This window comes from Bacillus sp. FSL K6-1218 (genome assembly GCF_038006445.1).
Classification (GTDB): domain Bacteria; phylum Bacillota; class Bacilli; order Bacillales; family Bacillaceae_G; genus Bacillus_A; species Bacillus_A thuringiensis_S.
The window spans coordinates 4,425,564-4,448,656 of the sequence record NZ_JBBOVE010000001.1 but is presented as its reverse complement, the minus strand read 5'-3'; the positions used below and the strand labels follow the sequence as shown (position 1 = coordinate 4,448,656).

The window sequence follows — 23,093 nt, the reverse complement described above, 5'->3', positions numbered from 1 at the left end:
GGGTAGTGAAGAGAGAAAATAAATAATGGAAGTGTAGGTATTGTGAAAAGCTTACCGACACAGCTAGTGAGGAGCTAGCAAAATTATAGAAAGGAAGTCTACTAACTAGGCGCATGCACACGTATAAAAGTGAATCGTAAGAGATTTATTTAAAGTGTTAGTAGCAGAAAGAGGGTACATATGGCAAAGCGTGGTACGAGAATTGCCGCCTTTTTCCTCATCGTCTTATTAATCGGTGGAGTAATTGGTGCGGCAGGAAAAGACATAGCAAAAGGAATTAGTCTAGGACTAGACCTTCGCGGTGGTTTTGAAATTCTGTATGAAGTAAAACCAGCCAAAAAAGGTGATAAAATCGATCGAGACGTACTTGTAAGTACAGTAGGTGCTCTTGAAAATCGTGTCAATGTTCTCGGTGTAAGTGAGCCGAACATTCAAATCGAAGGGCAAGATCGAATTCGTGTACAGCTTGCTGGTGTACAAGATCAGCAAAAAGCACGTGAAATGTTATCAACACAAGCGAAATTAACATTCCGTGATGTGGATGATAACCTTCTTATGGATGGAACGGATTTAAAAGGCGGCGGAGCGAAGCAAACATTTGATGAGCAAGGCCGTGCGAGCGTAAGTCTTACACTAAAAAGCGCTGAAAAATTCCGTGAAGTAACTGAAAAGATTTCAAAAATGCCACCACCAACGAATTTAATGGTGATTTGGCTTGACTTTGAAGAAGGAAAAGATTCATATAAAGCAGAATCTGCAAAACCGAATCCGAAGTTCTTATCAGCGGCAACAGTAAGCCAAGTATTTAACCAAGCTGAGGTATCTATTGTAGGTGGAAACTTCACAGTTGAAAGTGCGAAACAACTTTCATCTTTATTAAATGCAGGTGCACTTCCTGTTGATTTAAAAGAAATGTATTCAACATCTGTTGGAGCGAAATTTGGTCAACAAGCGTTAGAGCAAACGATTTTCGCTAGTGCGATTGGTATCGCTCTTATTTTCTTATTTATGCTTGTATTCTACCGTTTACCAGGACTTGTAGCGGTTATTATGTTAGGTCTATACATTTTCGTTACATTACTTGTCTTTAACTGGATGCATGCAGTTCTTACGTTGCCAGGTATTGCGGCGTTAGTGCTCGGGGTAGGTATCGCAGTTGATGCGAATATTATTACGTACGAGAGACTGAAAGAAGAGCTGAAAATTGGTAAGTCCATGATGTCGGCATTTCGTGCTGGTAACCATCGTTCATTAGCAACAATTCTAGATGCAAACGTTACGACTCTTGCAGCAGCTGGTGTATTATTCGTTTATGGTAATAGCTCTGTAAAAGGATTCGCAACAAGTTTAATCGTAAGTATTTTAGTTGGTTTTATTACCAACGTATTCGGTACTCGTTTCTTACTAGGTTTACTTGTAAAGAGCCGTTACTTTGATAAAAAACCAGGATATTTTGGTGTGAAACAAAAGGATATTATTCCATTAACAAAAGGTGTAGTACATCCGCCAACGAGATTTGATCGTATTAACTTCGTAAATATCGGTCATAAATTCCTTATCTTCTCGATTGTAGTTGTGATTGCGGGTGCAATTATCTTACCAATTTTTAAATTGAATCTTGGTATTGACTTTGCAAGTGGTACACGTATTGACTTGCAATCAAAACAAGCCGTTACGGTGTCTGATGTTCATAAAGATTTTAAAGAATTGAACATTGATGTGAAGGAAGAAAATATTGTACCGACTGGAGATGACAATAAAGGTTTCGCAGTTCGTACATTAGGTGTTTTATCAAAAGATGAAATTGCGAAAACAAAAACATTCTTCCACGATAAATATGGTACAGATCCAAACATAAGTACAGTTTCACCGACAATCGGGAAAGAAATTGCACGAAATGCATTTATCGCTGTACTGATTGCTTCTGCAGTTATCATTTTATACGTAAGTATTCGATTCCGATTTACGTATGCGTTATCTGCAGTGCTTGCGTTACTACATGACGCATTCGTTATGGTTGTTATGTTTAGTATTTTCCAATTGGAGGTAGACTTAACGTTTATCGCTGCAGTACTAACAATCATCGGTTATTCTATTAATGACTCGATTGTTACATTTGATAGAAATCGTGAATTATACAAACAGAAAAAACGAGTACGCGATATAAAAGATCTAGAAGAAATCGTAAATGCAAGTATTCGCCAAACGCTTGGTCGCTCGATTAACACCGTATTAACAGTGTTATTCCCAGTAATTGCACTGCTTATCTTCGGTAGTGAGTCACTACGTAACTTCTCGTTTGCGTTACTTGTTGGATTAATTGTAGGTACGTACTCTTCTGTTTTCGTTGCTTCTCAAATTTGGTTAATGCTTGAAAACCGTCGTTTGAAAAGAGGTAAAAACAAGAAGAAGGTTGAGAAAGTAGAATCTGAACCGCAAGTATAGAAAAGATGATGTCTCTTTATGAGGCATCTCTTTTTTCGTTTGTGGATACAATAAGATAGCAACTTTTTAACGGAAATAATATGGAAGAAAGTGGTGGTGTTATCGCTGTTTTTGTTAAAATAAAAAGATAGGTTAAGAAAAGAAGGGATTTTAATTATGGAAAAAGATGAACGTTTTAAACAGGCCGAGTTTGGTGCTATTGTCGGGATCGTTGGTAATATTATATTAGCAATTGTAAAGGCGGTAATTGGTTATATTGGGAACAGTAAAGCACTGTTAGCAGATGCGGTGCATTCTGCATCAGATGTAATTGGTTCGCTAGCTGTACTTTTTGGATTGCGAGCGGCAAAGCAGCCACCTGATGAAGATCATCCGTATGGTCATGGTAAAGCGGAATCGATTTCAGCGATTATTGTTGCGGTATTATTATTTATTGTGGGACTCGAGATAGCGATTTCGTCTATAAAAGCTTTTTCGCAGGAACTAGAACCACCGAAAGGAATTACGATTTTTGCTGTTGTTCTTTCGATTATCGTGAAAGAAGGAATGTTCCAATATAAATTCCGATTAGGGAAGAGGGTAAATAGTGATGCAATTATTGCAAATGCATATGAGCACCGTTCGGATGTATTTTCTTCAATTGCAGCTTTAATCGGTATTTGTGCAGCTATAATCGGTGGTAAGCTTGGTATAGACTGGCTTGTATACGCTGATCCGATTGCAGGATTAGCTGTTTCACTTCTTGTTGTAAAAATGGCATGGAGCATTGGAGCGGAAGCAATTCATGCAACGCTTGACCATGTTCTTCATGAGGAGGATGTTATTCCGCTTAGAGAAGCAGTTCTTCAAGTAGATGGTGTGAAAAAAATTGGTTCTTTATATGCACGGGAGCATGGTCATTATGTTATTGTCGATATTAAAGTGTCTGTAGATCCATACATTACTGTAGAAGAAGGACACCGCATTGGAAAACATGTGAAAGAAATACTTATGAAACAAGATAATGTACAAAATGTATTCGTACATATAAATCCGTATTCTCCAAATTAAACATTATTAACATTTTAGTATATAGATATTGCATCGTAGTTTGCATTATATTGTCACCCCTTAATCTGTCTTGTATAATGAACAGGTTAAGGGGTGATTTCGTGTTACAACCGAAGACGCGTTGGAAAGAAAAAGAATATAATGACGAGCGAGTGAGTGAATTAGCAAGTAAATTACAGTTATCGCCACTTGTCGTTTCATTATTCCTCGGTAGAGGACTAGATACAGAAGATAAGATTTTAGATTTTTTAAATACAGAAAATCAAGAATTTCATGATCCATTTTTATTAGAAGGAATGGATAGAACGGTAGAACGTGTAAATAAGGCGATTCAAAATGGAGAGCAAATATTAATATTTGGTGATTACGATGCGGACGGAGTAAGTAGTACGACGGTTTTATATCTTGCTCTTCAAGAATTAGGTGCAGAAGTAGAATTTTACATTCCAAATCGTTTTACAGAAGGGTATGGACCGAACGAAGAAGCGTTTCGTTGGGCGCATAGCGCAGGTTTCTCACTGATTATTACTGTCGACACTGGCATCGCAGCAGTACATGAAGCGAATGTAGCGAAGGAGCTTGGAATAGATCTAATTATTACAGATCACCATGAGCCACCGCCAGAATTGCCAGAAGCACTTGCCATTATACATCCGAAATTAGAAGGTGGCGTATATCCGTTTCACTATTTAGCTGGTGTAGGTGTTGCGTTTAAAGTTGCGCATGCACTATTAGGCCGTGTACCAGAACATTTATTAGAGATTGCAGTAATCGGTACAGTAGCCGATTTAGTATCACTTCATGGTGAAAATAGGTTGCTAGTGAAACGCGGTTTAAAACATATGCGTATGACGAAAAATATCGGACTAAAGGCGCTATTTAAAGTTGCTAACGTTTCGCAAAGTGAAATTACAGAAGAGAGTATTGGCTTCTCAATTGCACCGCGTATTAATGCGGTCGGACGTTTAGAAGATGCTACGCCGGCTGTACACCTTTTACTATCAGATGATCCAGAGGAAGCGAAAGAGTTGGCCGAAGAAATTGATGAGCTGAATAAACTGCGAAAAGATATTGTAAAGCAAATTACAGAAGAGGCTATCGCTGAAGTTGAAAATAACTTCCCACCAGAAGAAAACAAAGTATTAGTACTTGCAAAAGAAGGCTGGAACCCAGGGGTAATTGGAATTGTTGCTTCTAAATTAGTTGAACGTTTTTATCGTCCGACGATTGTATTAAGCATCGATCCTATAAAAGAAACAGCAAAAGGCTCAGCGCGTAGTATTGCAGGATTTGATTTGTTTGCAAACTTATCAGATTGTAGAGAGTTATTGCCACACTTCGGAGGGCATCCGATGGCAGCGGGAATGACGCTACATATGAATGATGTAGATGAATTACGTCGGCGCTTAAACGAACAAGCAGATGCAATTTTAACAGAAGAAGATTTTATTCCAATTACAGCAGTTGATGTTTTTTGCAAAGTAGAGGATGTAACGCTAGCGGCAATTGAAGATATGCAAAAACTAGCACCGTTTGGTATTGGAAATCCGAAACCACGTATTGCAGTGAAAGATGCAGAGTTAGAAAGTATTCGCGCAATCGGATCAGATGGTTCTCATTTAAAAATGGCTCTTCGTGATGGACAAGCAACACTGGATACAATTGGATTCGGTTTCGGTGCATATGCGAAAGAAATCTCTCCAGTTGCAAAGGTATCTGTAATAGGGGAAGCCTCCATCAATGAATGGAATAATTTTAAGAAGCCACAACTAATGGTACAAGATATTGCTGTAGAGGCGTGGCAATTATTTGATTGGCGTAGTATGCGTAATGCAGAAGCAAATTTAGCAGAACTTCCGAAAGAAAAAATAACAATGGTGTATTTTTCTGAAGAGGTATTGAATAAATTTTCTTTAGAGGACTATAAAGAAAAGCTTATGCATGCGTCAGAAGTAACGCATTTAGATGATCAATACATCGTGTTACTCGATTTGCCAAAAGGAACAGATGAATTACGTGAGTTATTTAAAGTAGGATTCCCAGCGCGAATTTATACGCTGTTTTATCAAGAGAATAACCATTTATTTAGTACAGTTCCTACGAGAGAACACTTTAAATGGTACTATTCTTTCTTAAACCAAAAAACACCATTTTCTTTAAGACAATATGGAGAACAACTATGTCGTCATAAAGGTTGGTCAAAAGATACAGTAAATTTCATGACACAGGTGTTTTTTGAGTTAGAATTTGTTACAATAAAAGATGGCGTCATTTTTATGGCAGACAAAAAACAAAAGCGTGATTTAATTGAATCGAACACATATCGTGAGAAAATGAACCACTTACAATTAGAAAAAGAATTGGTTTATAGCACATATCAGCAACTATATACATGGTTTGAAACGATTCGTAATCATAAAGAAGTAGAACAGTTAGGGTAAAGGATTTGTATTTACAAACCTTTTAGATCTGAGGAGGATTCAGAAATATGGATTTCAAGCAACATATCGCAATTGTACCGGATTATCCGAAAGAAGGTATTGTGTTCAAAGACATTACACCTTTAATGAATGACGGTAAAGCATACAAAGCAGCAACAGATGCAATCGTTGAGTACGCAAAAGAAAGAGATATCGATGTTGTAGTAGGACCAGAAGCTCGTGGTTTCATTATCGGTTGCCCAGTTTCTTATGCGTTAGAAGTAGGATTTGCACCAGTTCGTAAATTAGGAAAATTACCACGTGAAGTAATTACAGTTGACTACGGTAAAGAATATGGTAAAGATGTTTTAACAATCCATAAAGATGCAATTAAGCCAGGTCAACGCGTATTAATTACAGATGATCTATTAGCTACAGGTGGAACAATCGAAGCGACAATTAAGTTAGTTGAAGAGCTAGGCGGAGTTGTAGCAGGGATTGCATTCTTAGTAGAGCTTACTTACTTAGATGGTCGTAAAATGTTAGATGGTTACGATGTATTAGTATTAGAAAAATACTAATCACTATATAGGTAAAACTACGGTGATAAAAAGTACCCGTGAATCTCTTGGAGAGGAGCGGGTACTTTTGTATAATTGAACAAAAAATCATGGTGAAATGTCAGTAAAATCTTTTCCTTTTCACAATTCACAATCATTGGGTTATAATGATAGAATATAATTTATTCTATTAAATAAAGATAAAGTCAATTTTCAATAAAAGGTGATTCGATGGCAAATGAGCAGGTACTAACAGCTGAACAGGTACTCGAGAAAGCAAGTCAATATTTAGCGGATGAAGATATTGAGCTAGTGGCACGTGCCTATGAATATGCACGTGATGCGCATAGCGAACAATATAGAAAATCGGGTGAACCGTATATTATTCATCCGATTCAAGTTGCAGGTATTTTAGTTGATTTACACATGGATCCAGCTACGGTATCAGCAGGTTTCTTACATGATGTAGTGGAAGATACAGAGATTACGTTAGAAGATATTGAACGGGAATTTAACAAAGAAATTGCTATGCTTGTTGATGGTGTTACAAAGCTTGGGAAAATCAAATATAAATCTCACGAACAACAACAAGCAGAAAACCATCGCAAAATGTTTATTGCAATGGCTCAAGATATTCGAGTTATTTTAATTAAACTAGCTGATCGTCTTCATAACATGCGTACATTGAAACATTTGCCTCAAGAGAAGCAGCGTCGCATAGCGAATGAAACGTTAGAAATCTTTGCACCTTTAGCACATAGACTCGGAATTAGTACTATTAAATGGGAGCTAGAGGATACGTCACTTCGCTATTTAAATCCACAGCAATATTATCGTATTGTAAATTTAATGAAGCGTAAACGTGCAGAACGTGAAGAATACTTAGACGAAGTAATGACTGGTATTCGTGAGAAATTAAAAGAAGTTGCAATTCAACCTGAGATTTCTGGAAGACCGAAACATATTTACAGTATTTATCGTAAAATGGCACTGCAAAATAAGCAGTTCAATGAAATTTACGATTTATTAGCTGTACGTGTTGTTGTAAATAGTATTAAAGATTGTTATGCGGTGCTTGGAATTATTCATACGTGCTGGAAGCCGATGCCAGGTCGTTTTAAAGATTATATTGCAATGCCAAAAGCAAATCTATATCAATCTCTTCATACGACCGTAATTGGACCGAAAGGTGATCCACTTGAAGTGCAAATTCGTACGAAAGAAATGCACGAAATTGCAGAATTCGGGATCGCGGCACACTGGGCGTATAAAGAAGGAAAAACAGCAGAAACAACAGGTACATTAGAGAAGAAACTCACATGGTTCCGTCAAATATTAGAATGGCAAAATGAAGCTTCTAATGCAGAAGAATTTATGGAGTCATTAAAAATTGATTTATTCTCTGACATGGTATTCGTCTTTACACCGAAAGGCGATGTAATGGAATTACCACTTGGATCGGTTCCGATTGATTTCGCGTATCGTGTCCATTCGGAAATTGGGAATAAAACAATTGGTGCAAAAGTAAACGGTAAAATGGTGACGCTGGATTATAAATTAAAAACAGGCGACATCATTGAAATTTTAACGTCGAAACATTCGTATGGCCCAAGTCAAGATTGGGTAAAACTTGCTCAAACATCTCATGCAAAAAATAAAATTCGTCAATTCTTTAAGAAACAACGTAGAGACGAAAATATTGAAAAAGGCCGTGAACTTGTTGAAAAGGAAGTACGTGGTCTAGAGTATGAGATGAAAGAAGTATTAGCGCCTGATAACTTAAAACGCGTCGCTGAGAAATTTAACTTTGCAAATGAAGAAGATATGTTTGCAGCAGTTGGATATAGCGGAATTACAGCTTCGCAAATTGTTACGCGACTAACGGACAAGTTCCGCAAACAACGCGAAGAAGAAGAGATTGTTGAAGTTAAAGAAGTTCGTAAACCGATGAAAATTCGAAAATGGGATTCTGGTGTAAAGGTAAGCGGTGCTGATAATTTATTAATCCGTTTATCGAAATGCTGTAACCCAGTTCCGGGCGATGATATCGTTGGGTATATTACAAAAGGCCGAGGCGTATCGATTCACCGCCGTGATTGTGTAAATGTTCATACAGAAGAAGCTGTAGAACGATTATTAGAAGTAGAGTGGGAAGGTAGCCCTGAAAAAGAAATTGAGTATAACGTTGATATTGAAATTTCAGGTTACGATCGCCGTGGTTTATTAAATGAAGTACTGCAAGCTGTTACAGAGACGAAAACGTACATTTCAGCTGTTTCTGGTAGAAGTGACCGTAATAAGATGGCGACAATTAATATGTCAATCTCAATTCGTAACTTACAACATTTGAAAAAAGTAGTAGAACGCATTAAACGTGTTCCGGAAATTTATGCAGTACGACGCATGATGCATTAATAGGGAGTGTAGAAAGATGAGAGTTGTTTTACAACGATCAAAGAAAGCGTCTGTCACGGTAGACGGTGAGATCGTAGGACAAATTCCGTTCGGTTTAACATTACTAGTTGGCATTACGCACGAAGATACAGAAAAAGATGCAACTTACATTGCGGAAAAAATTGCAAACTTACGTATCTTTGAAGATGAGAGCGGAAAGATGAATCATTCTGTACTTGATGTAGAAGGACAAGTTCTATCTATTTCGCAATTCACATTATACGGAGATTGTCGCAAGGGGAGACGTCCAAACTTTATGGATGCTGCGAAACCTGACTATGCAGAGCGTTTATACGATTTCTTTAATGAAGAAGTTCGCAAACAAGGATTGCATGTAGAAACAGGGAAGTTCGGAGCAATGATGGACGTTTCTTTAATCAATGATGGTCCGGTGACCTTAATTGTAGAAAGTAAATAGTGTTGATAAAAAAGAGAGGATTATATAATCCTCTCTTTTTTATACATTGTTGTATGTTTTGTTCATTTATCATAGGATTAATTTGAAGGGGAATAAAAGGAAAAGAAGGTGTAGTATGCTTCAAGAATTTAATATAGCTTTACGTTTTATGCTAGAGTTATGTATTCTTGGGATTGTTGGATACTGGGGGGTTCGAGTAGGAACAACAACAGCTATAAAAATTACACTTGCTATTATTATTCCGATTGTTGTTGCTGCCATTTGGGGGTTATTTGGAGCTCCACATGCAGAATGGGAAATACAAGGTATATTACATGTATTATTAGAAATTATCGTATTTGGAGTAGGTGTTGCAGCGTTATATCATTTGAAGCATCATATGCTAGCAAGTGGACTGGCTATTGTTATTGTTGTAAATCGAATACTAATGTTTATTTGGAATCAATAGCTGTTTCAGTTATGTATAACTCTCTAATTAATATGGAACAATAAAAAGTAAAACATCTATATTGAATGTGAGGGATATACGTATGCGTATGAATGAAAAAGGGCATTCTGTTACAAATGGTGCAAATCAACTGTTTAACGTAAATTTTCATGATTTTATTTCAAAAGAGCAAAACAATACTTCAATGGAGCTTGCTTCTGAGTTTGGGATTTCTCTTCAAGATGTAAAGCGTCTAAAGAAGCAGATTGAACGCTCTTAGAGTACTTGACAATCCTACTCAACAAACGTATAGTAATTTTATATTTACATATGAATATAACCGTTGATAGAGAAGAGTAAATGAGACACACATGGAAAGAGAAGAAATGTCTTAGGCTGAAAACATTTCTGCATGATGACTGATTGAATGACACTCTAGAGGTTTCAACTTGAACGGCATATATGCTTAGTAGGGATGAACGCACATTTAAGCGTTATTAAAAAAGTGGAAGCATACGTGCTTCAATTAGGGTGGCACCACGGGTATAATACTCTCGTCCCTACTGTTCAAACAGTAGAGGCGGGAGTTTTTTTATTTTTATTAAGATTAAAACAATTTGAGGAGGAACTGAATATGTCTATTCAAATCCCACGCGGAACGCAAGATATTCTTCCAGGCACTGTTGAGTTATGGCAGTATATCGAAGGGCAAGCACGCGAAATTTGCCGTCGTTACAACTATAAAGAAATTCGTACACCAATTTTTGAACACACTGAGCTATTTTTACGTGGTGTTGGTGATACGACAGATATCGTACAAAAAGAAATGTACTCATTCCAAGATCGTGGAGAGCGCAGTTTAACATTACGTCCAGAAGGTACTGCACCTGTTGTACGTTCTTACGTTGAAAACAAAATGTTCGGTGATGCAACACAACCAACGAAATTATACTATATCGGTCAAATGTTCCGTTACGAAAGACCACAAGCAGGTCGCTATCGTCAATTCGTACAATTTGGTATTGAAGCAATCGGTAGTAACGATCCTGCAATTGATGCAGAAGTAATCGCACTTGCTGTAGAGTTTTACCGCGGCATGGGCTTGAAAAATATTAAAGTTGTATTAAACAGTTTAGGTGATGCAGCGAGCCGTCAAGCGCACCGTGATGCGTTAATCGCACACTTTGAGCCACGTATCGGCGAGTTCTGTTCTGACTGTCAATCTCGTTTAGAAAAGAACCCTCTTCGTATTTTAGATTGTAAGAAGGACCGTAACCATGAATTAATGGGAACAGCACCATCTATTACAGAATACTTAAACGAAGATTCAGCAGTATACTACGATAAAGTTCAAGAACTATTAACGATGATGGATGTTCCATTTGAAAAAGATCCGAACTTAGTACGTGGTTTAGACTACTATCAACACACTGTTTTTGAAATTATGAGTGAGGCAGAAGGTTTCGGTGCGATCACTACATTAAGCGGTGGTGGCCGTTATAACGGACTTGTACAAGAAATCGGTGGACCAGAAATGCCAGGTATCGGTTTTGCAATGAGTATTGAACGTTTAATTATGGCGCTAAAAGCTGAAAATATTGAATTACCACTTGAACATAGCATTGATTGTTACGTTGTAGCGCTCGGTGAAAAAGCGAAAGACCATGCTGCAAAAGTTGCGTTCAATCTTCGTAAAGCTGGATTGTCAGTTGAAAAAGATTATTTAGATCGCAAAATGAAAGCACAATTTAAATCAGCAGATCGTCTAAAGGCGAAATTTGTAGCTGTATTAGGAGAAGATGAGCTAGATAAAGGCATCATTAACTTAAAAGATATGGCAACAGGTGAACAAGAAGAAGTAGCGTTAGATGTATTTGCTTCATACGTAGCAGAGAAATTAATATAGGGGGAACTTACAGTGGCTGAAAGAACACATGCATGTGGAAAAGTAACAGTAGAAGCTGTTGGACAAACAGTTCAATTAAAAGGTTGGGTACAAAAACGCCGTGACTTAGGTGGATTAATCTTTATCGATTTACGTGACCGTACAGGTATCGTACAAGTTGTATTTAACCCAGAAACATCAAAAGAAGCGTTAGAAGTAGCAGAAACAATTCGTAGTGAATACGTATTACACGTAGAAGGTACAGTTGTTGAACGTGGTGAAGGCGCAATTAATGACAATATGGCAACTGGTCGTATTGAAGTACAAGCAACAAAAGTAAATGTACTAAATGCAGCGAAAACAACGCCAATTATCATTGCTGATGATACAGATGCATCAGAAGATGTGCGTTTAAAATATCGTTATTTAGACTTACGTCGTCCTGTAATGTTCAACACATTCAAAATGCGTCACGACGTAACAAAAACAATTCGTAATTTCTTAGATACAGAAGAGTTTTTAGAAGTCGAAACACCAATTTTAACGAAAAGCACGCCAGAAGGAGCTCGTGACTATTTAGTACCAAGTCGTGTACATGATGGTGAATTCTATGCATTACCACAGTCACCACAGTTATTTAAACAGCTTCTTATGGTCGGCGGATTTGAGCGTTACTATCAAGTAGCACGTTGTTTCCGTGACGAAGATTTACGTGCGGACCGTCAACCAGAATTCACGCAAATCGATATCGAAGCTTCATTCTTAACACAAGATGAAATTTTAGATATGATGGAGCGTATGATGACGAAAGTTATGAAGGATGCAAAAGGTGTAGAAGTTAGTGCACCATTCCCTCGTATGAAATATGCTGATGCAATGGCTCGCTACGGTTCTGATAAGCCAGATACACGCTTTGAAATGGAACTAACAGACTTATCTGAGTTTGCAGCAGGTTGTGGCTTTAAAGTGTTTACAAGTGCTGTAGAAAGCGGCGGACAAGTAAAAGCAATTAATGCAAAAGGTGCTGCAAGCAAATACTCTCGTAAAGACATCGATGCATTAACTGAATTCGTGAAAGTATACGGTGCAAAAGGTCTAGCTTGGCTTAAAGTTGAAGAAGACGGCCTAAAAGGACCGATTGCGAAATTCTTCGGTGAAGAAGATGCAAACGTGTTAATGAGTACATTAGAAGCTACTGCTGGTGACTTATTACTATTCGTAGCAGATAAGAAGAGCGTTGTTGCAGATAGCTTAGGCGCACTTCGTTTACGTCTAGGTAAAGAGCTTGAGTTAATTGACGAAAGTAAATTTAACTTCCTGTGGGTAACTGATTGGCCACTTCTTGAGTACGATGAAGATGCAGATCGTTACTTCGCAGCTCACCACCCATTCACAATGCCATTCCGTGAAGACGTTGAGCTACTAGAAACAGCACCAGAAAAAGCGCGTGCACAAGCATATGACCTTGTATTAAACGGTTATGAGCTTGGTGGCGGATCACTTCGTATTTACGAGCGTGACGTACAAGAAAAAATGTTCAAAGCACTTGGATTCTCACAAGAAGAAGCGCAAGAGCAATTCGGATTCTTATTAGAAGCATTCGAATACGGTACACCACCACACGGCGGAATCGCATTAGGTTTAGACCGTCTTGTTATGTTACTTGCAGGCCGTACGAACCTTCGTGATACAATTGCATTCCCGAAAACAGCAAGCGCAAGCTGCTTATTAACAGAAGCTCCAAGCCCAGTTGCAGAAGCGCAACTTGAAGAACTGAACTTAAAATTAAGCTTGAAAGAAGAGAAGTAAGAATAGGGTCTAGATGGTTATACTATAACCGTCTAGGCTTTTTTTGAGAGGAAGTTTAAAAAAGTCCGGTTCAGATGGAGGTCGCATTTCGTCGTTACTTATGCTAGTCCGGTGTACACTATGTTTTCATTTTCGAAATATGTATTTTTAGGAATTCTATAACTTTTTCTATACAAATAGTCGGAAAAACGCTAGAATACATGGTAGACCATTTTTGTAATAGGAGTGTAGAGCTGAATGTTACATCAATTTTCACGTAATGAATTAGCCTTCGGTAAAGAAGGACTTGAAATATTAAAAAATAGTACAGTTGGTATTTTAGGAATTGGCGGCGTAGGGTCATTTTCGGCAGAAGCGTTAGCACGTTCTGGCGTAGGGCGTCTCGTATTAGTTGATAAAGATGTTGTAGATATTACAAACGTAAACCGTCAAATTCATGCTTTAGTATCTACTGTTGGACGTTCAAAAGTAGAATTAATGAAAGAGCGTATTGCAGACATTAATCCAGAGTGTGAAGTAATTGGACTAGAAATGTTTTATACAGATGAAACATATGAAGAGTTCTTTAAACACGGTTTAGATTTCGTAGTAGATGCATCTGATACAATTACGTTCAAAATCCATTTAATTAAACAATGTTTACGTCGTAAAATTAAAATTATCTCTTGTATGGGTGCTGCAAATAAAATGGACCCAACTCGTTTCCGTATTGCGGATATCTCTAAAACACATACAGATCCAATTGCGAAAGTAATTCGTACGAAGCTTCGTAAAGAGGGTATTAAAAAAGGTGTAAAAGTTGTCTTCTCTGACGAAAATCCAATCGTAATTCGTGAAGAAGTACGTAAAGAGATCGTACCAGACGAAAATGCGAAAATTCGTAAAGCGAAATTACCACCTTCATCAAATGCATTCGTACCATCTGTGGCAGGCTTAATTATGGCAAGTCACGTTGTACGTGAACGTATTAAAAACGTAGAAGTGAAACGTGTGGGGCAAGAATAAAGTGAAAGCATATATCCATTTTGGATATATGCTTTTTTATATGTATTAAAGAAATATAGATATTTGCATTACTACTAGTTCAAATGTGAGCAAGGCTAGTAAGTAATGATTATATTTACCCAATCTATTTTGGGCGTTTCTTTGTATGACAGGGAGGAATGTTATTGTCAATCTTTGTTGTTAAATCGATATCCTTTGTCGAATCGTTGATATATTGCAAGTTGTGATAGATATATTCGAAAAATCGTTGGTATAATTTCATTTACCGATATATATGGTTCACCGAAAACAAACAAGGATGTCACTTAGTTAAAAAAGTGACATCCTTGTTTTTAATTCTCTGCAGAATAAATAATATCTAAATTCCCGTTTTGATCGGTTTTGAAAATCGGGGCAATTTGATCTTCTTGCTCTTCGACTGAAACAAGTTTTCGAGCACGATCCATAATTCTAACAAGCATTGCGTAATCTTCTTCGATTGCTTGTTGTTTTTTTGTGAGTACCGCTAATTTTGCTTCAAGTTCATTATTCGTTTTTTGTAGGGAAGTGAGCTGATCTTGTAATACATCATTTTCAGTTTGCAACTTTTCGATTGAAGGGTTATTATGTTCCATGTTTTGCAAAAATGAGATGACATTTTGCATTGTAAGTTCCTGTTTACTTGGCGTAATATCTTCTGAAAACTCAGCATCGATTACGAGTTGTTTCGTTTTCGTGAACTGATTTTTTTCTATTTTAGCTTCAGAACGCTTTAATTCTTTACGTTGTTTTTTTGCAATCTGCACTGCATCTTCGTAATTCGCTCGTACTTCAGCATTCCATCTAAAGCCACAAGCTGCTGAAGTGCGGTTCAACGCATCGCCGACTTCATCAAATGCTTTTATTTGTGTACTTCCGCTGCGAATATGTCGTAAAACAGTTTCTGCTAAAAGGAGATCATCTTCTTTTGTCCATGCATCTTGACGTGTTTTCATAAGCGAAGCCTCCATAATGGTGACGTTTTCGTTTATGTTACCCTTTATTTTTCGTTTTATTCGAAGTTTGTAATCTTTCATAAACAGTAGAAAGTGCTTGCTCAAATTTTCCTGTCGTTTTCGGTTTATAATATTGCTTGTTTTTTATTTTATCAGGTAAGTATTGTTGCCTTATCCAGCCGTTTGGATGGTCGTGTGGATATAAATATCCAATGCCTCTTCCAAGTGATTCTGCGCCTTTGTAATGACTATCTTTTAAATGGCTTGGAATGTCACCTGTTTGACCGTTACGTAAATCGTGTAATGCAGCATCAAGTGCTTTATAAGCTGAATTTGATTTTGGTGATAAGCATAGCTCGATAACGGCATTTGCAAGTGGGATGCGTGCTTCTGGGAATCCGACTCGTTCAGCTGATTCAATTGCAGCTAGTGTACGCGGTCCAGCTTGTGGGCTAGCAAGTCCAATATCTTCATAAGCCATAATAAGAAGGCGTCTGCCAATACTTTGTAAATCACCTGCTTCAATAAGGCGTGCTAAATAATGGAGCGCTGCATTTACATCACTTCCGCGCACTGATTTTTGAAATGCTGATAATACGTCATAATGAGCATCGCCGCCTTTGTCGTGAACGAAGCTCTTCTTTTGTAAGCATTCTTCTGCAATCTCGAGTGTGATTTCAGCCGCTTGATCGTCTGTAGTAAAGCTGGATAATACAGCAAGCTCAAGTGCGTTATAAGCGGAACGCATATCACCACCAGAGGCGTTTGCAAAGTGATGTAGTGCTTCATCCGTTACCGTTACAGCATATTTTCCAAGGCCTTTTTCTTTATCTTCTAAAGCTCTTTTTAACCCAATTAAAATATCATCTTCTGTTAGTGCGTGTAATTCGAAAATTTGACATCTGCTTCGAATAGCGGAGTTTATTGCATGGAATGGATTACTTGTCGTTGCACCAATTAAAGTAAGAAGTCCGCTTTCTAAATGAGGTAATAGAAAGTCTTGTTTTGCTTTATCTAGACGGTGAACTTCATCTAAAATTAAAACGAGGTGTCGATGCATCTTCGCTTCTTGTACGACAACTTCCATATCTTTTTTATTGTGAGTAACAGCGTTTAATAGACGAAACGGGGTACCGGTACTTCCTGCAATTGCACTGGCAATGGATGTTTTTCCTGTACCTGGAGGACCGTATAAAATCATAGATTGAAAATGATTTGCTTGGACCATTCGCCATAAAATCTTTCCTTCACCAACTAAATGCTGTTGCCCAATAATTTCTTGAATATTTTTAGGGCGCATTCGATGTGCGAGTGGTTGTTTCATTTAGACCGTCTCCCTTAATATATAATCTCGTTCTATCGTATCATTTTTTTCTACGGAGTTTGAAATAGGATGTTGTTTTATGGGAAAAATGAAGGTGAATATTTTCATTTTTCTTTCAATTGTAATAATTTCCGAGTTTTTCAATGTGATTTTATGTTATCATTTTGATACACAAGTTGAAATTTCTTATAATACTATATTATGCTATAATTTCATAGGATTTTAAATTGTGTTCTTTTTATAAATAAGATATAACCAATAGAAGTGAAAATTTGAAAAGAGGTGCAAAATAGATGAAGATTTCAACAAAGGGCCGCTATGGCTTAACAATTATGATCGATCTTGCAAAAAAGTTTGGTGAAGGTCCAATTTCATTAAAATCAATTGCGCAGGCGCATGACTTATCCGAGCATTACTTAGAGCAATTAATTTCACCACTTCGTAACGCTCGTCTTGTAAAGAGTACGCGAGGTGCATATGGTGGATATGTATTATCTGATCAACCAGCTAACATTACAGCTGGGGATGTAATCCGTGTATTAGAGGGACCGATTAGTGTTGTAGAAATGATAGAAGAAGAAGAGCCAGCACAGCGCCAGTTATGGATGCGTGTTCGTGATGCGGTGCAAGAAGTGTTAGATAGTACAACGTTAGAAGATTTAGTACGTTATGAGGAAGAAAATCACGGGGGCTATATGTTTTACATTTAATTCCTTGTGAAACGATTTGGAAAGAAGGAGATTTAATGGAACGCATTTACTTAGATCATGCTGCGACATCTCCGACTCACCCAGAAGTGGTCGAAAAGATGATTCCATATATGACAGAAATATTCGGGAACCCGTCTAGTATTCACTTTTACGGACGTCAAACTCGTCACACAGTAGATGAGGCGAGACGAGTGTGTGCACGCAGTATTCATGCGAATCCGAATGAAATTATATTTACGAGCGGTGGTACAGAAGCTGATAATTTAGCGCTTATAGGTGTAGCACGTGCGAACCGTCATAAAGGTAACCACATTATAACGACGCAAATTGAACATCATGCGATTTTGCATACGTGCGAATTGTTAGAGCGTGAAGGGTTTGAAGTGACATATTTACCTGTCGATGAAACAGGGCGCATTCAAGTTTCTGACATACAAAAGGCATTAACCGAAGAGACGATTCTTGTATCTGTTATGTTTGGGAATAATGAAGTAGGGACAATGCAACCAATTGTGGAAATAGGAAAGCTGCTGAAGGAGCATCAAGCTTATTTCCATACAGATGCGGTACAAGCTTACGGTTTGGTAGAAATTGATGTGAAAGAGTTTGGTATTGATTTATTATCCATTTCAGCCCATAAAATTAACGGACCAAAAGGTGTAGGGTTCTTATACGCTGGTGCAAATGTGAAATTTGAGCCGTTATTAATAGGCGGAGAGCAAGAAAGAAAACGCCGTGCTGGTACGGAAAATGTGCCTAGTATTGCTGGGCTTCAGCATGCAATTCTTATTGCTGAAAAAACTCGTGAGCAAAAAAATGCCCAATATGAAGAGTTTAAAGATATAATGGTATCTGTCTTCAAAAATGAAGGCATTACTTTCGAGGTAAACGGAAACTTAGAACATCACTTACCGCATGTGCTCAATGTAAGTTTTACAGGAATGAACATTGAACCGTTCCTTGTGAACTTAGACCTAGCTGGCATTGCAGTATCAAGTGGTTCTGCTTGTACAGCTGGTTCGATTGATCCATCACATGTATTAGTAGCGATGTTTGGAAAAGACTCCGATCAAATACGTTCATCCGTACGCTTTAGTTTTGGACTTGGAAATACGAAAGAGCAAATTGAAAAAGCGGCGTACGAAACAGTGAAAATCGTGAAGCGATTAACACAAAATTAGTATGGGAGGTGACATGATGAACAAACTACCTCACGAAACACGCGTTGTCATCGGTATGTCCGGTGGCGTCGATTCATCTGTAGCAGCACTTTTATTAAAAGAGCAAGGTTATGATGTAATCGGAATTTTTATGAAAAACTGGGATGATACAGATGAGAATGGTGTCTGTACAGCAACTGAAGATTACAATGATGTAATTGAAGTGTGTAACCAAATCGGTATTCCGTATTATGCAGTAAACTTTGAAAAACAATACTGGGATAAAGTATTTACGTACTTCTTGGATGAGTACCGAGCTGGTCGTACACCAAATCCAGATGTAATGTGTAATAAAGAAATTAAATTTAAAGCATTTTTAGAGCATGCAATTGCGCTTGGTGCTGATTATGTAGCAACAGGCCATTATGCACGCGTTGCTTATATGGACGGCGAATATAAAATGCTTCGCGGCGTTGATGACAATAAAGATCAAACGTACTTCTTAAATCAATTAAGCCAAGAGCAATTATCAAAAACAATGTTCCCGTTAGGTGAATTAAAGAAACCGCAAATTCGTGAAATGGCGAAAGAAGCTGGCTTAGCGACAGCGGCGAAAAAAGATAGTACAGGCATTTGCTTCATTGGTGAGCGTAACTTTAAAGATTTCTTAAGTAACTACTTACCAGCGCAACCAGGTGTGATGCAAACATTATCTGGTGAAGTGAAAGGGAAGCATGACGGTTTAATGTATTATACAATTGGACAACGTCATGGACTTGGAATTGGTGGTAACGGTGATCCATGGTTTGCTGTTGGGAAAAACCTAAAAGAAAACATTTTATATGTTGATCAAGGATTCCATAACGAACTTCTATATGGTGATGAAGTTATTGCTACCAATGTAGGATGGGTAAGTAACAAAGCAAAAGAAACAGAATTTAAGTGCACGGCGAAATTCCGTTATCGTCAAGAAGATAATAAAGTAACGGTTCAAATCGTTGATGAAAATACAGTTCGTATTCTTTGTGATGAGCCAATTCGTGCAATTACACCAGGACAAGCAGTTGTTTTCTATGATGGAGATGAGTGCTTAGGCGGTGCTACAATTGATGAAGTATACCGTAGTGCTAAGAAATTGGATTATTTAGGATAAATGAGAAGCCTCTGCCGATTAGCGGTTAGAGGTTTCTTTTACATAAAGCGAATTTTCGTTCGCTTGGAAAATACATTCTTTGTTATAATTTGTTGTAGAGGTGAAGGACATGTCAAACAAACTTGAAACAGGTATTCAATATATGCAAGAAGGAAATTGGGAAGAAGCAGCTAAAAATTTTACAGAAGCAATCGAAGAAAATCCGAAAGATGCGCTTGGATACATTAATTTTGCAAATTTATTAGACGTATTAGGTGATAGCGAGCGAGCGATTTTATTTTATAAACGTGCACTAGAGTTAGATGATAAATCTGCAGCTGCCTATTATGGTTTAGGAAATGTATATTATGGCCAAGAGCAATTTACTGAGGCGAAAGTTGTATTTGAACAAGCAATGCAAGCTGGATTACAATCAGCTGATGTAACATTTATGTTAGGTATCACACATGTACAGCTTGGAAATGATCGTCTTGCACTACCATTCTTACAAAGAGCAACAGAATTAGATGAAAACGATGTAGAAGCTGTATTCCAGTGCGGACTTTGCTTCGCGCGACTAGAACACATTCCAGAGGCGAAACCTTATTTTGAAAAGGTATTAGAAATGGATGAAGAGCATGCAGATGCGTATTACAATTTAGGTGTTGCGTACGTATTTGAGGAAAATAATGAGAAGGCTCTTGCTTTATTTAAGAGAGCAACTGAAATTCAGCCAGATCACTTTTTAGCTGGTAATGGTGTTCGTTTATTAGAGCAAGAAGTTGAATAAGGTGAAAATATAGTTAATGGGTAGTTATCTCTCATCTAAAGAGGTGGGGGATGTACTGCTCATTAAAGTGAAAATATCGGAAAGGAGAGGCAAGATGGGAAATCAACATGCAATGGATTTGTTTGAGGAAGAGAAAAAGTTTATAAAAGCGCAAGTTCTTCATACCATTTTCCACAACGAAGAAAACCTCTATTCCGTTGTCAGTATGAAAGTCATTGAAACGAATGAAACATATGACGAAAAGAAAGTAATGATAAACGGTCATTTTCCCCGCATGCATGAAGATGAAGTGTTTACATTGACAGGTCACTTTAAGGACCATCCAAAGTATGGAAAACAATATTTGGTTGAAACATTTAAAAAAGAATTGCCGCAAACAAAAGCAGGTATGGTGCAATATTTAGCGAGTGATTTATTTAAAGGGATAGGAAAGCGTACAGCTGAAAAAATTGTGGACCATCTCGGGGAACATGCTATTTCTAAAATTATGGATGACCCTGAGGCGCTAAATGGTGTTGTTAACAAACAAAAATCTCAGGAAATATATGAGACAATTGTTGAACATCAAGGATTAGAGAAAGTAATGAGCTTTTTAAATGGTTACGGTTTTGGAACGAAACTGTCTATTAAGATTTACCAGCAATATAAAGAGATGACATTAGAAGTGATTCGTAATAACCCATATCAGCTTATTGAAGAAGTGGACGGGATTGGATTTGGAAGAGCGGATGATATAGGACGTGCGTTAGGGATATCGGGTAATCATGATGATCGTGTACGTGCGGGATGTTTTTATACGTTAGAAAATGTATCATTACAACTTGGCCACGTTTATATGGGGAAGGATCAACTTGTAAGAGAAACGATGTCACTTTTGAATAACCAAGAAGGAAGAGTGACAGAGGAAGATATTATAGGTTGTATTGAAATGATGCAAAGTGAAGGGAAAGTTATCATAGAAGAAGAACGAGTATATTTGGCCTCGTTGTTCTACTCTGAAAAAGGCGTTGTAAAGTCCATTCGCAGGCTTATGAACCAAGAAGAAACACCTTCATTTCCTGAAGCCGAGGTGTTAAAAACATTAGGTGAAATTGAAGAACAGCTAAACGTGCAGTATGCACCGTTTCAGCAAGAAGCGATTCAAACGGCACTTCATAAGCCGATGATGTTATTAACAGGTGGACCAGGAACGGGGAAAACAACTGTTATTAAAGGGATTGTTGAAATGTATGCATCATTGCACGGATTATCGTTAAATCTGAATGAATATAGTGATGATAATCCATTTCCAATACTATTAACAGCTCCAACAGGAAGAGCAGCGAAGCGGATGAGTGAATCGACAGGACTTCCAGCTTGCACAATTCACCGTTTGCTTGGCTGGACGCCAGAAGGATCTTTCCAGCGTAATGAAACGGATCCTGTCCAAGGTAAGCTCCTTATTATTGATGAATTTTCAATGGTTGATATTTGGCTTGCAAATCAGCTATTTAAGTCGCTACCGACGAACATTCAAGTTATCGTTGTAGGTGATGAAGATCAGTTGCCATCTGTAGGACCTGGACAAGTATTAAAAGATTTATTAAATGCAGGCGCAGTTCCGACAGTGAAGCTTACTGAAATTTATCGTCAAGCAGAAGGCTCATCTGTTATTCAACTTGCCCATGCAATCAAAGACGGCACGCTCCCGCCAGATTTAGCACAAAATAAAAAAGATCGTTCATTTATCAGCTGTACAGGGGCTCAAATTGTTGAGGTTGTGAAAAAAGTTTGCGAAAATGCTAAAACAAAAGGATTTAGTGCAAGGGATGTCCAAGTATTAGCACCGATGTACCGCGGGCCTGCTGGTATTAATGTATTAAACGAAGCATTGCAACAAGTATTTAATCCGAAGAGGGAAAAGAGTAAAGAAATTGCTTACGGTGATGTTGTATACCGAAGAGGCGATAAAGTACTGCAACTCGTTAATCAGCCAGAGAGCCAAGTGTTTAATGGTGATATTGGAGAAATTGTTTCGGTGTTTTATGCGAAAGAAAACGTTGAGCAACAAGATATGATTATCGTTTCATTTGATGGAATTGAGGTAACGTATACAAAGCCCGATTTAAATCAAATTACGCATGCATATTGTTGTTCCATTCATAAATCACAAGGTAGTGAATTTCCGATTGTTATTATGCCGATCGTGAAAAGTTACAACCGTATGTTACGTCGTAATTTAATTTACACGGGCATTACAAGAAGTAAGAAGTTCCTTATTATTTGCGGGGAGGAAGCAGCTTTCAAATCTGGTGTAAATCGGCTTGATGATGCAATGCGTCAAACAACTTTGGCTAGTCGCTTGCAGGAATCACAAGGAGAAGTACAGATGGTCACAGTTAATGGCGAAGAAATGGACGTGGAAAACATTTCACCGTATGATTTCATGTAACAAGGTGAAATTATATAGTGAAACTTTCAAACGCATAGCGTTGAAAGGCTCCAGCAATGTATAAACGAATGCAGTTTGGACATAATGGCGAATAGAATC

General features: G+C 37.8%; 18 protein-coding genes and 1 other annotated feature. Of the genes, 16 read left to right on the top strand and 2 right to left on the bottom strand.

Annotated elements, in window-relative coordinates; translation table 11 throughout:
- The first annotated feature begins 180 nt into the window (after nt 1–180).
- From secDF to MHI26_RS22645, 11 genes are all read left to right on the top strand, one after another.
- Nucleotides 181–2,445 carry a protein translocase subunit SecDF gene (secDF, locus tag MHI26_RS22695; protein ID WP_001119082.1) on the top strand — a complete coding sequence of 755 codons (2,265 nt, stop codon included), beginning with the start codon at nt 181–183 and terminating at the stop codon, nt 2,443–2,445.
- Between the two features lie 156 nt (nt 2,446–2,601).
- Nucleotides 2,602–3,495, top strand: a complete 894-nt coding sequence (locus MHI26_RS22690; RefSeq protein WP_000409737.1) for a cation diffusion facilitator family transporter — start codon at nt 2,602–2,604, stop codon at nt 3,493–3,495.
- 101 nt (nt 3,496–3,596) lie between these two features.
- Complete coding sequence (gene recJ / locus MHI26_RS22685) at nt 3,597–5,936, top strand: single-stranded-DNA-specific exonuclease RecJ (protein WP_000941235.1); 2,340 nt, start codon at nt 3,597–3,599, stop codon at nt 5,934–5,936.
- A gap of 47 nt (nt 5,937–5,983) precedes the next feature.
- Nucleotides 5,984–6,496: an adenine phosphoribosyltransferase gene (locus MHI26_RS22680; protein WP_000346215.1), complete on the top strand. Its 513-nt coding sequence runs from the start codon at nt 5,984–5,986 to the stop codon at nt 6,494–6,496.
- 210 nt (nt 6,497–6,706) lie between these two features.
- Nucleotides 6,707–8,890, top strand: a complete 2,184-nt coding sequence (gene relA / locus MHI26_RS22675; protein WP_001262795.1) for a GTP diphosphokinase — start codon at nt 6,707–6,709, stop codon at nt 8,888–8,890.
- Between the two features lie 16 nt (nt 8,891–8,906).
- Entirely contained in the window at nt 8,907–9,347 is a 441-nt protein-coding gene (locus MHI26_RS22670) for a D-tyrosyl-tRNA(Tyr) deacylase (protein WP_001266965.1), read from the top strand.
- 115 nt (nt 9,348–9,462) lie between these two features.
- On the top strand, nt 9,463–9,795 hold the full coding sequence (locus MHI26_RS22665; RefSeq protein WP_000938753.1) for a YrdB family protein: 333 nt from the start codon (nt 9,463–9,465) through the stop codon (nt 9,793–9,795).
- Between the two features lie 82 nt (nt 9,796–9,877).
- Entirely contained in the window at nt 9,878–10,054 is a 177-nt protein-coding gene (locus tag MHI26_RS22660) for a hypothetical protein (RefSeq protein ID WP_001242605.1), read from the top strand.
- 54 nt (nt 10,055–10,108) lie between these two features.
- Nucleotides 10,109–10,339, top strand: a binding site (T-box leader).
- Nucleotides 10,340–10,408: 69 nt separating this feature from the next.
- Entirely contained in the window at nt 10,409–11,680 is a 1,272-nt protein-coding gene (gene hisS / locus MHI26_RS22655) for a histidine--tRNA ligase (RefSeq protein ID WP_000027086.1), read from the top strand.
- Between the two features lie 12 nt (nt 11,681–11,692).
- Complete coding sequence (gene aspS / locus MHI26_RS22650) at nt 11,693–13,468, top strand: aspartate--tRNA ligase (protein WP_000840898.1); 1,776 nt, start codon at nt 11,693–11,695, stop codon at nt 13,466–13,468.
- A 237-nt stretch (nt 13,469–13,705) separates the two neighbouring features.
- Entirely contained in the window at nt 13,706–14,473 is a 768-nt protein-coding gene (locus MHI26_RS22645; protein WP_000903182.1) for a tRNA threonylcarbamoyladenosine dehydratase, read from the top strand.
- Between the two features lie 332 nt (nt 14,474–14,805).
- Here the strand turns inward: MHI26_RS22645 and MHI26_RS22640 are convergent, their stop codons facing one another.
- On the bottom strand, nt 14,806–15,447 hold the full coding sequence (locus MHI26_RS22640) for an RsfA family transcriptional regulator (protein WP_000857698.1): 642 nt from the start codon (nt 15,445–15,447) through the stop codon (nt 14,806–14,808).
- 37 nt (nt 15,448–15,484) lie between these two features.
- On the bottom strand, nt 15,485–16,771 hold the full coding sequence (locus MHI26_RS22635; RefSeq protein ID WP_061666269.1) for a replication-associated recombination protein A: 1,287 nt from the start codon (nt 16,769–16,771) through the stop codon (nt 15,485–15,487).
- A gap of 293 nt (nt 16,772–17,064) precedes the next feature.
- Between MHI26_RS22635 and cymR the strand changes: the two genes are divergently transcribed.
- The 5 genes from cymR (at nt 17,065) to recD2 (ending at nt 22,994) form a co-directional block, all read left to right on the top strand.
- Complete coding sequence (cymR, locus tag MHI26_RS22630) at nt 17,065–17,481, top strand: cysteine metabolism transcriptional regulator CymR (RefSeq protein ID WP_000704116.1); 417 nt, start codon at nt 17,065–17,067, stop codon at nt 17,479–17,481.
- 35 nt (nt 17,482–17,516) lie between these two features.
- Entirely contained in the window at nt 17,517–18,662 is a 1,146-nt protein-coding gene (locus MHI26_RS22625) for a cysteine desulfurase family protein (protein WP_000439890.1), read from the top strand.
- A gap of 16 nt (nt 18,663–18,678) precedes the next feature.
- Nucleotides 18,679–19,794 carry a tRNA 2-thiouridine(34) synthase MnmA gene (gene mnmA, locus MHI26_RS22620; RefSeq protein ID WP_001038009.1) on the top strand — a complete coding sequence of 372 codons (1,116 nt, stop codon included), beginning with the start codon at nt 18,679–18,681 and terminating at the stop codon, nt 19,792–19,794.
- Nucleotides 19,795–19,903: 109 nt separating this feature from the next.
- Nucleotides 19,904–20,563, top strand: coding sequence for a tetratricopeptide repeat protein (locus MHI26_RS22615; RefSeq protein ID WP_000066410.1), 660 nt, complete (start codon nt 19,904–19,906; stop codon nt 20,561–20,563).
- A 94-nt stretch (nt 20,564–20,657) separates the two neighbouring features.
- Nucleotides 20,658–22,994, top strand: a complete 2,337-nt coding sequence (gene recD2, locus MHI26_RS22610) for an SF1B family DNA helicase RecD2 (RefSeq protein WP_061666270.1) — start codon at nt 20,658–20,660, stop codon at nt 22,992–22,994.
- Nucleotides 22,995–23,093: the final 99 nt, after the last annotated feature.

What these genes read in the sequence shown, in the direction of transcription:
- mnmA (WP_001038009.1), top strand. Translation starts at nt 18,679, where the DNA reads ATGAACAAACTACCTCACGAAACACGCGTTGTCATCGGTATGTCCGGT.
- relA (WP_001262795.1), top strand. Translation starts at nt 6,707, where the DNA reads ATGGCAAATGAGCAGGTACTAACAGCTGAACAGGTACTCGAGAAAGCA.
- MHI26_RS22625 (WP_000439890.1), top strand. Translation starts at nt 17,517, where the DNA reads ATGGAACGCATTTACTTAGATCATGCTGCGACATCTCCGACTCACCCA.
- cymR (WP_000704116.1), top strand. Translation starts at nt 17,065, where the DNA reads ATGAAGATTTCAACAAAGGGCCGCTATGGCTTAACAATTATGATCGAT.
- recD2 (WP_061666270.1), top strand. Translation starts at nt 20,658, where the DNA reads ATGGGAAATCAACATGCAATGGATTTGTTTGAGGAAGAGAAAAAGTTT.
- MHI26_RS22635 (WP_061666269.1), bottom strand. Translation starts at nt 16,771, where the DNA reads ATGAAACAACCACTCGCACATCGAATGCGCCCTAAAAATATTCAAGAA.
- secDF (WP_001119082.1), top strand. Translation starts at nt 181, where the DNA reads ATGGCAAAGCGTGGTACGAGAATTGCCGCCTTTTTCCTCATCGTCTTA.
- MHI26_RS22660 (WP_001242605.1), top strand. Translation starts at nt 9,878, where the DNA reads ATGCGTATGAATGAAAAAGGGCATTCTGTTACAAATGGTGCAAATCAA.
- MHI26_RS22690 (WP_000409737.1), top strand. Translation starts at nt 2,602, where the DNA reads ATGGAAAAAGATGAACGTTTTAAACAGGCCGAGTTTGGTGCTATTGTC.
- hisS (WP_000027086.1), top strand. Translation starts at nt 10,409, where the DNA reads ATGTCTATTCAAATCCCACGCGGAACGCAAGATATTCTTCCAGGCACT.
- MHI26_RS22615 (WP_000066410.1), top strand. Translation starts at nt 19,904, where the DNA reads ATGTCAAACAAACTTGAAACAGGTATTCAATATATGCAAGAAGGAAAT.
- MHI26_RS22640 (WP_000857698.1), bottom strand. Translation starts at nt 15,447, where the DNA reads ATGAAAACACGTCAAGATGCATGGACAAAAGAAGATGATCTCCTTTTA.
- MHI26_RS22645 (WP_000903182.1), top strand. Translation starts at nt 13,706, where the DNA reads ATGTTACATCAATTTTCACGTAATGAATTAGCCTTCGGTAAAGAAGGA.
- MHI26_RS22665 (WP_000938753.1), top strand. Translation starts at nt 9,463, where the DNA reads ATGCTTCAAGAATTTAATATAGCTTTACGTTTTATGCTAGAGTTATGT.
- MHI26_RS22670 (WP_001266965.1), top strand. Translation starts at nt 8,907, where the DNA reads ATGAGAGTTGTTTTACAACGATCAAAGAAAGCGTCTGTCACGGTAGAC.
- MHI26_RS22680 (WP_000346215.1), top strand. Translation starts at nt 5,984, where the DNA reads ATGGATTTCAAGCAACATATCGCAATTGTACCGGATTATCCGAAAGAA.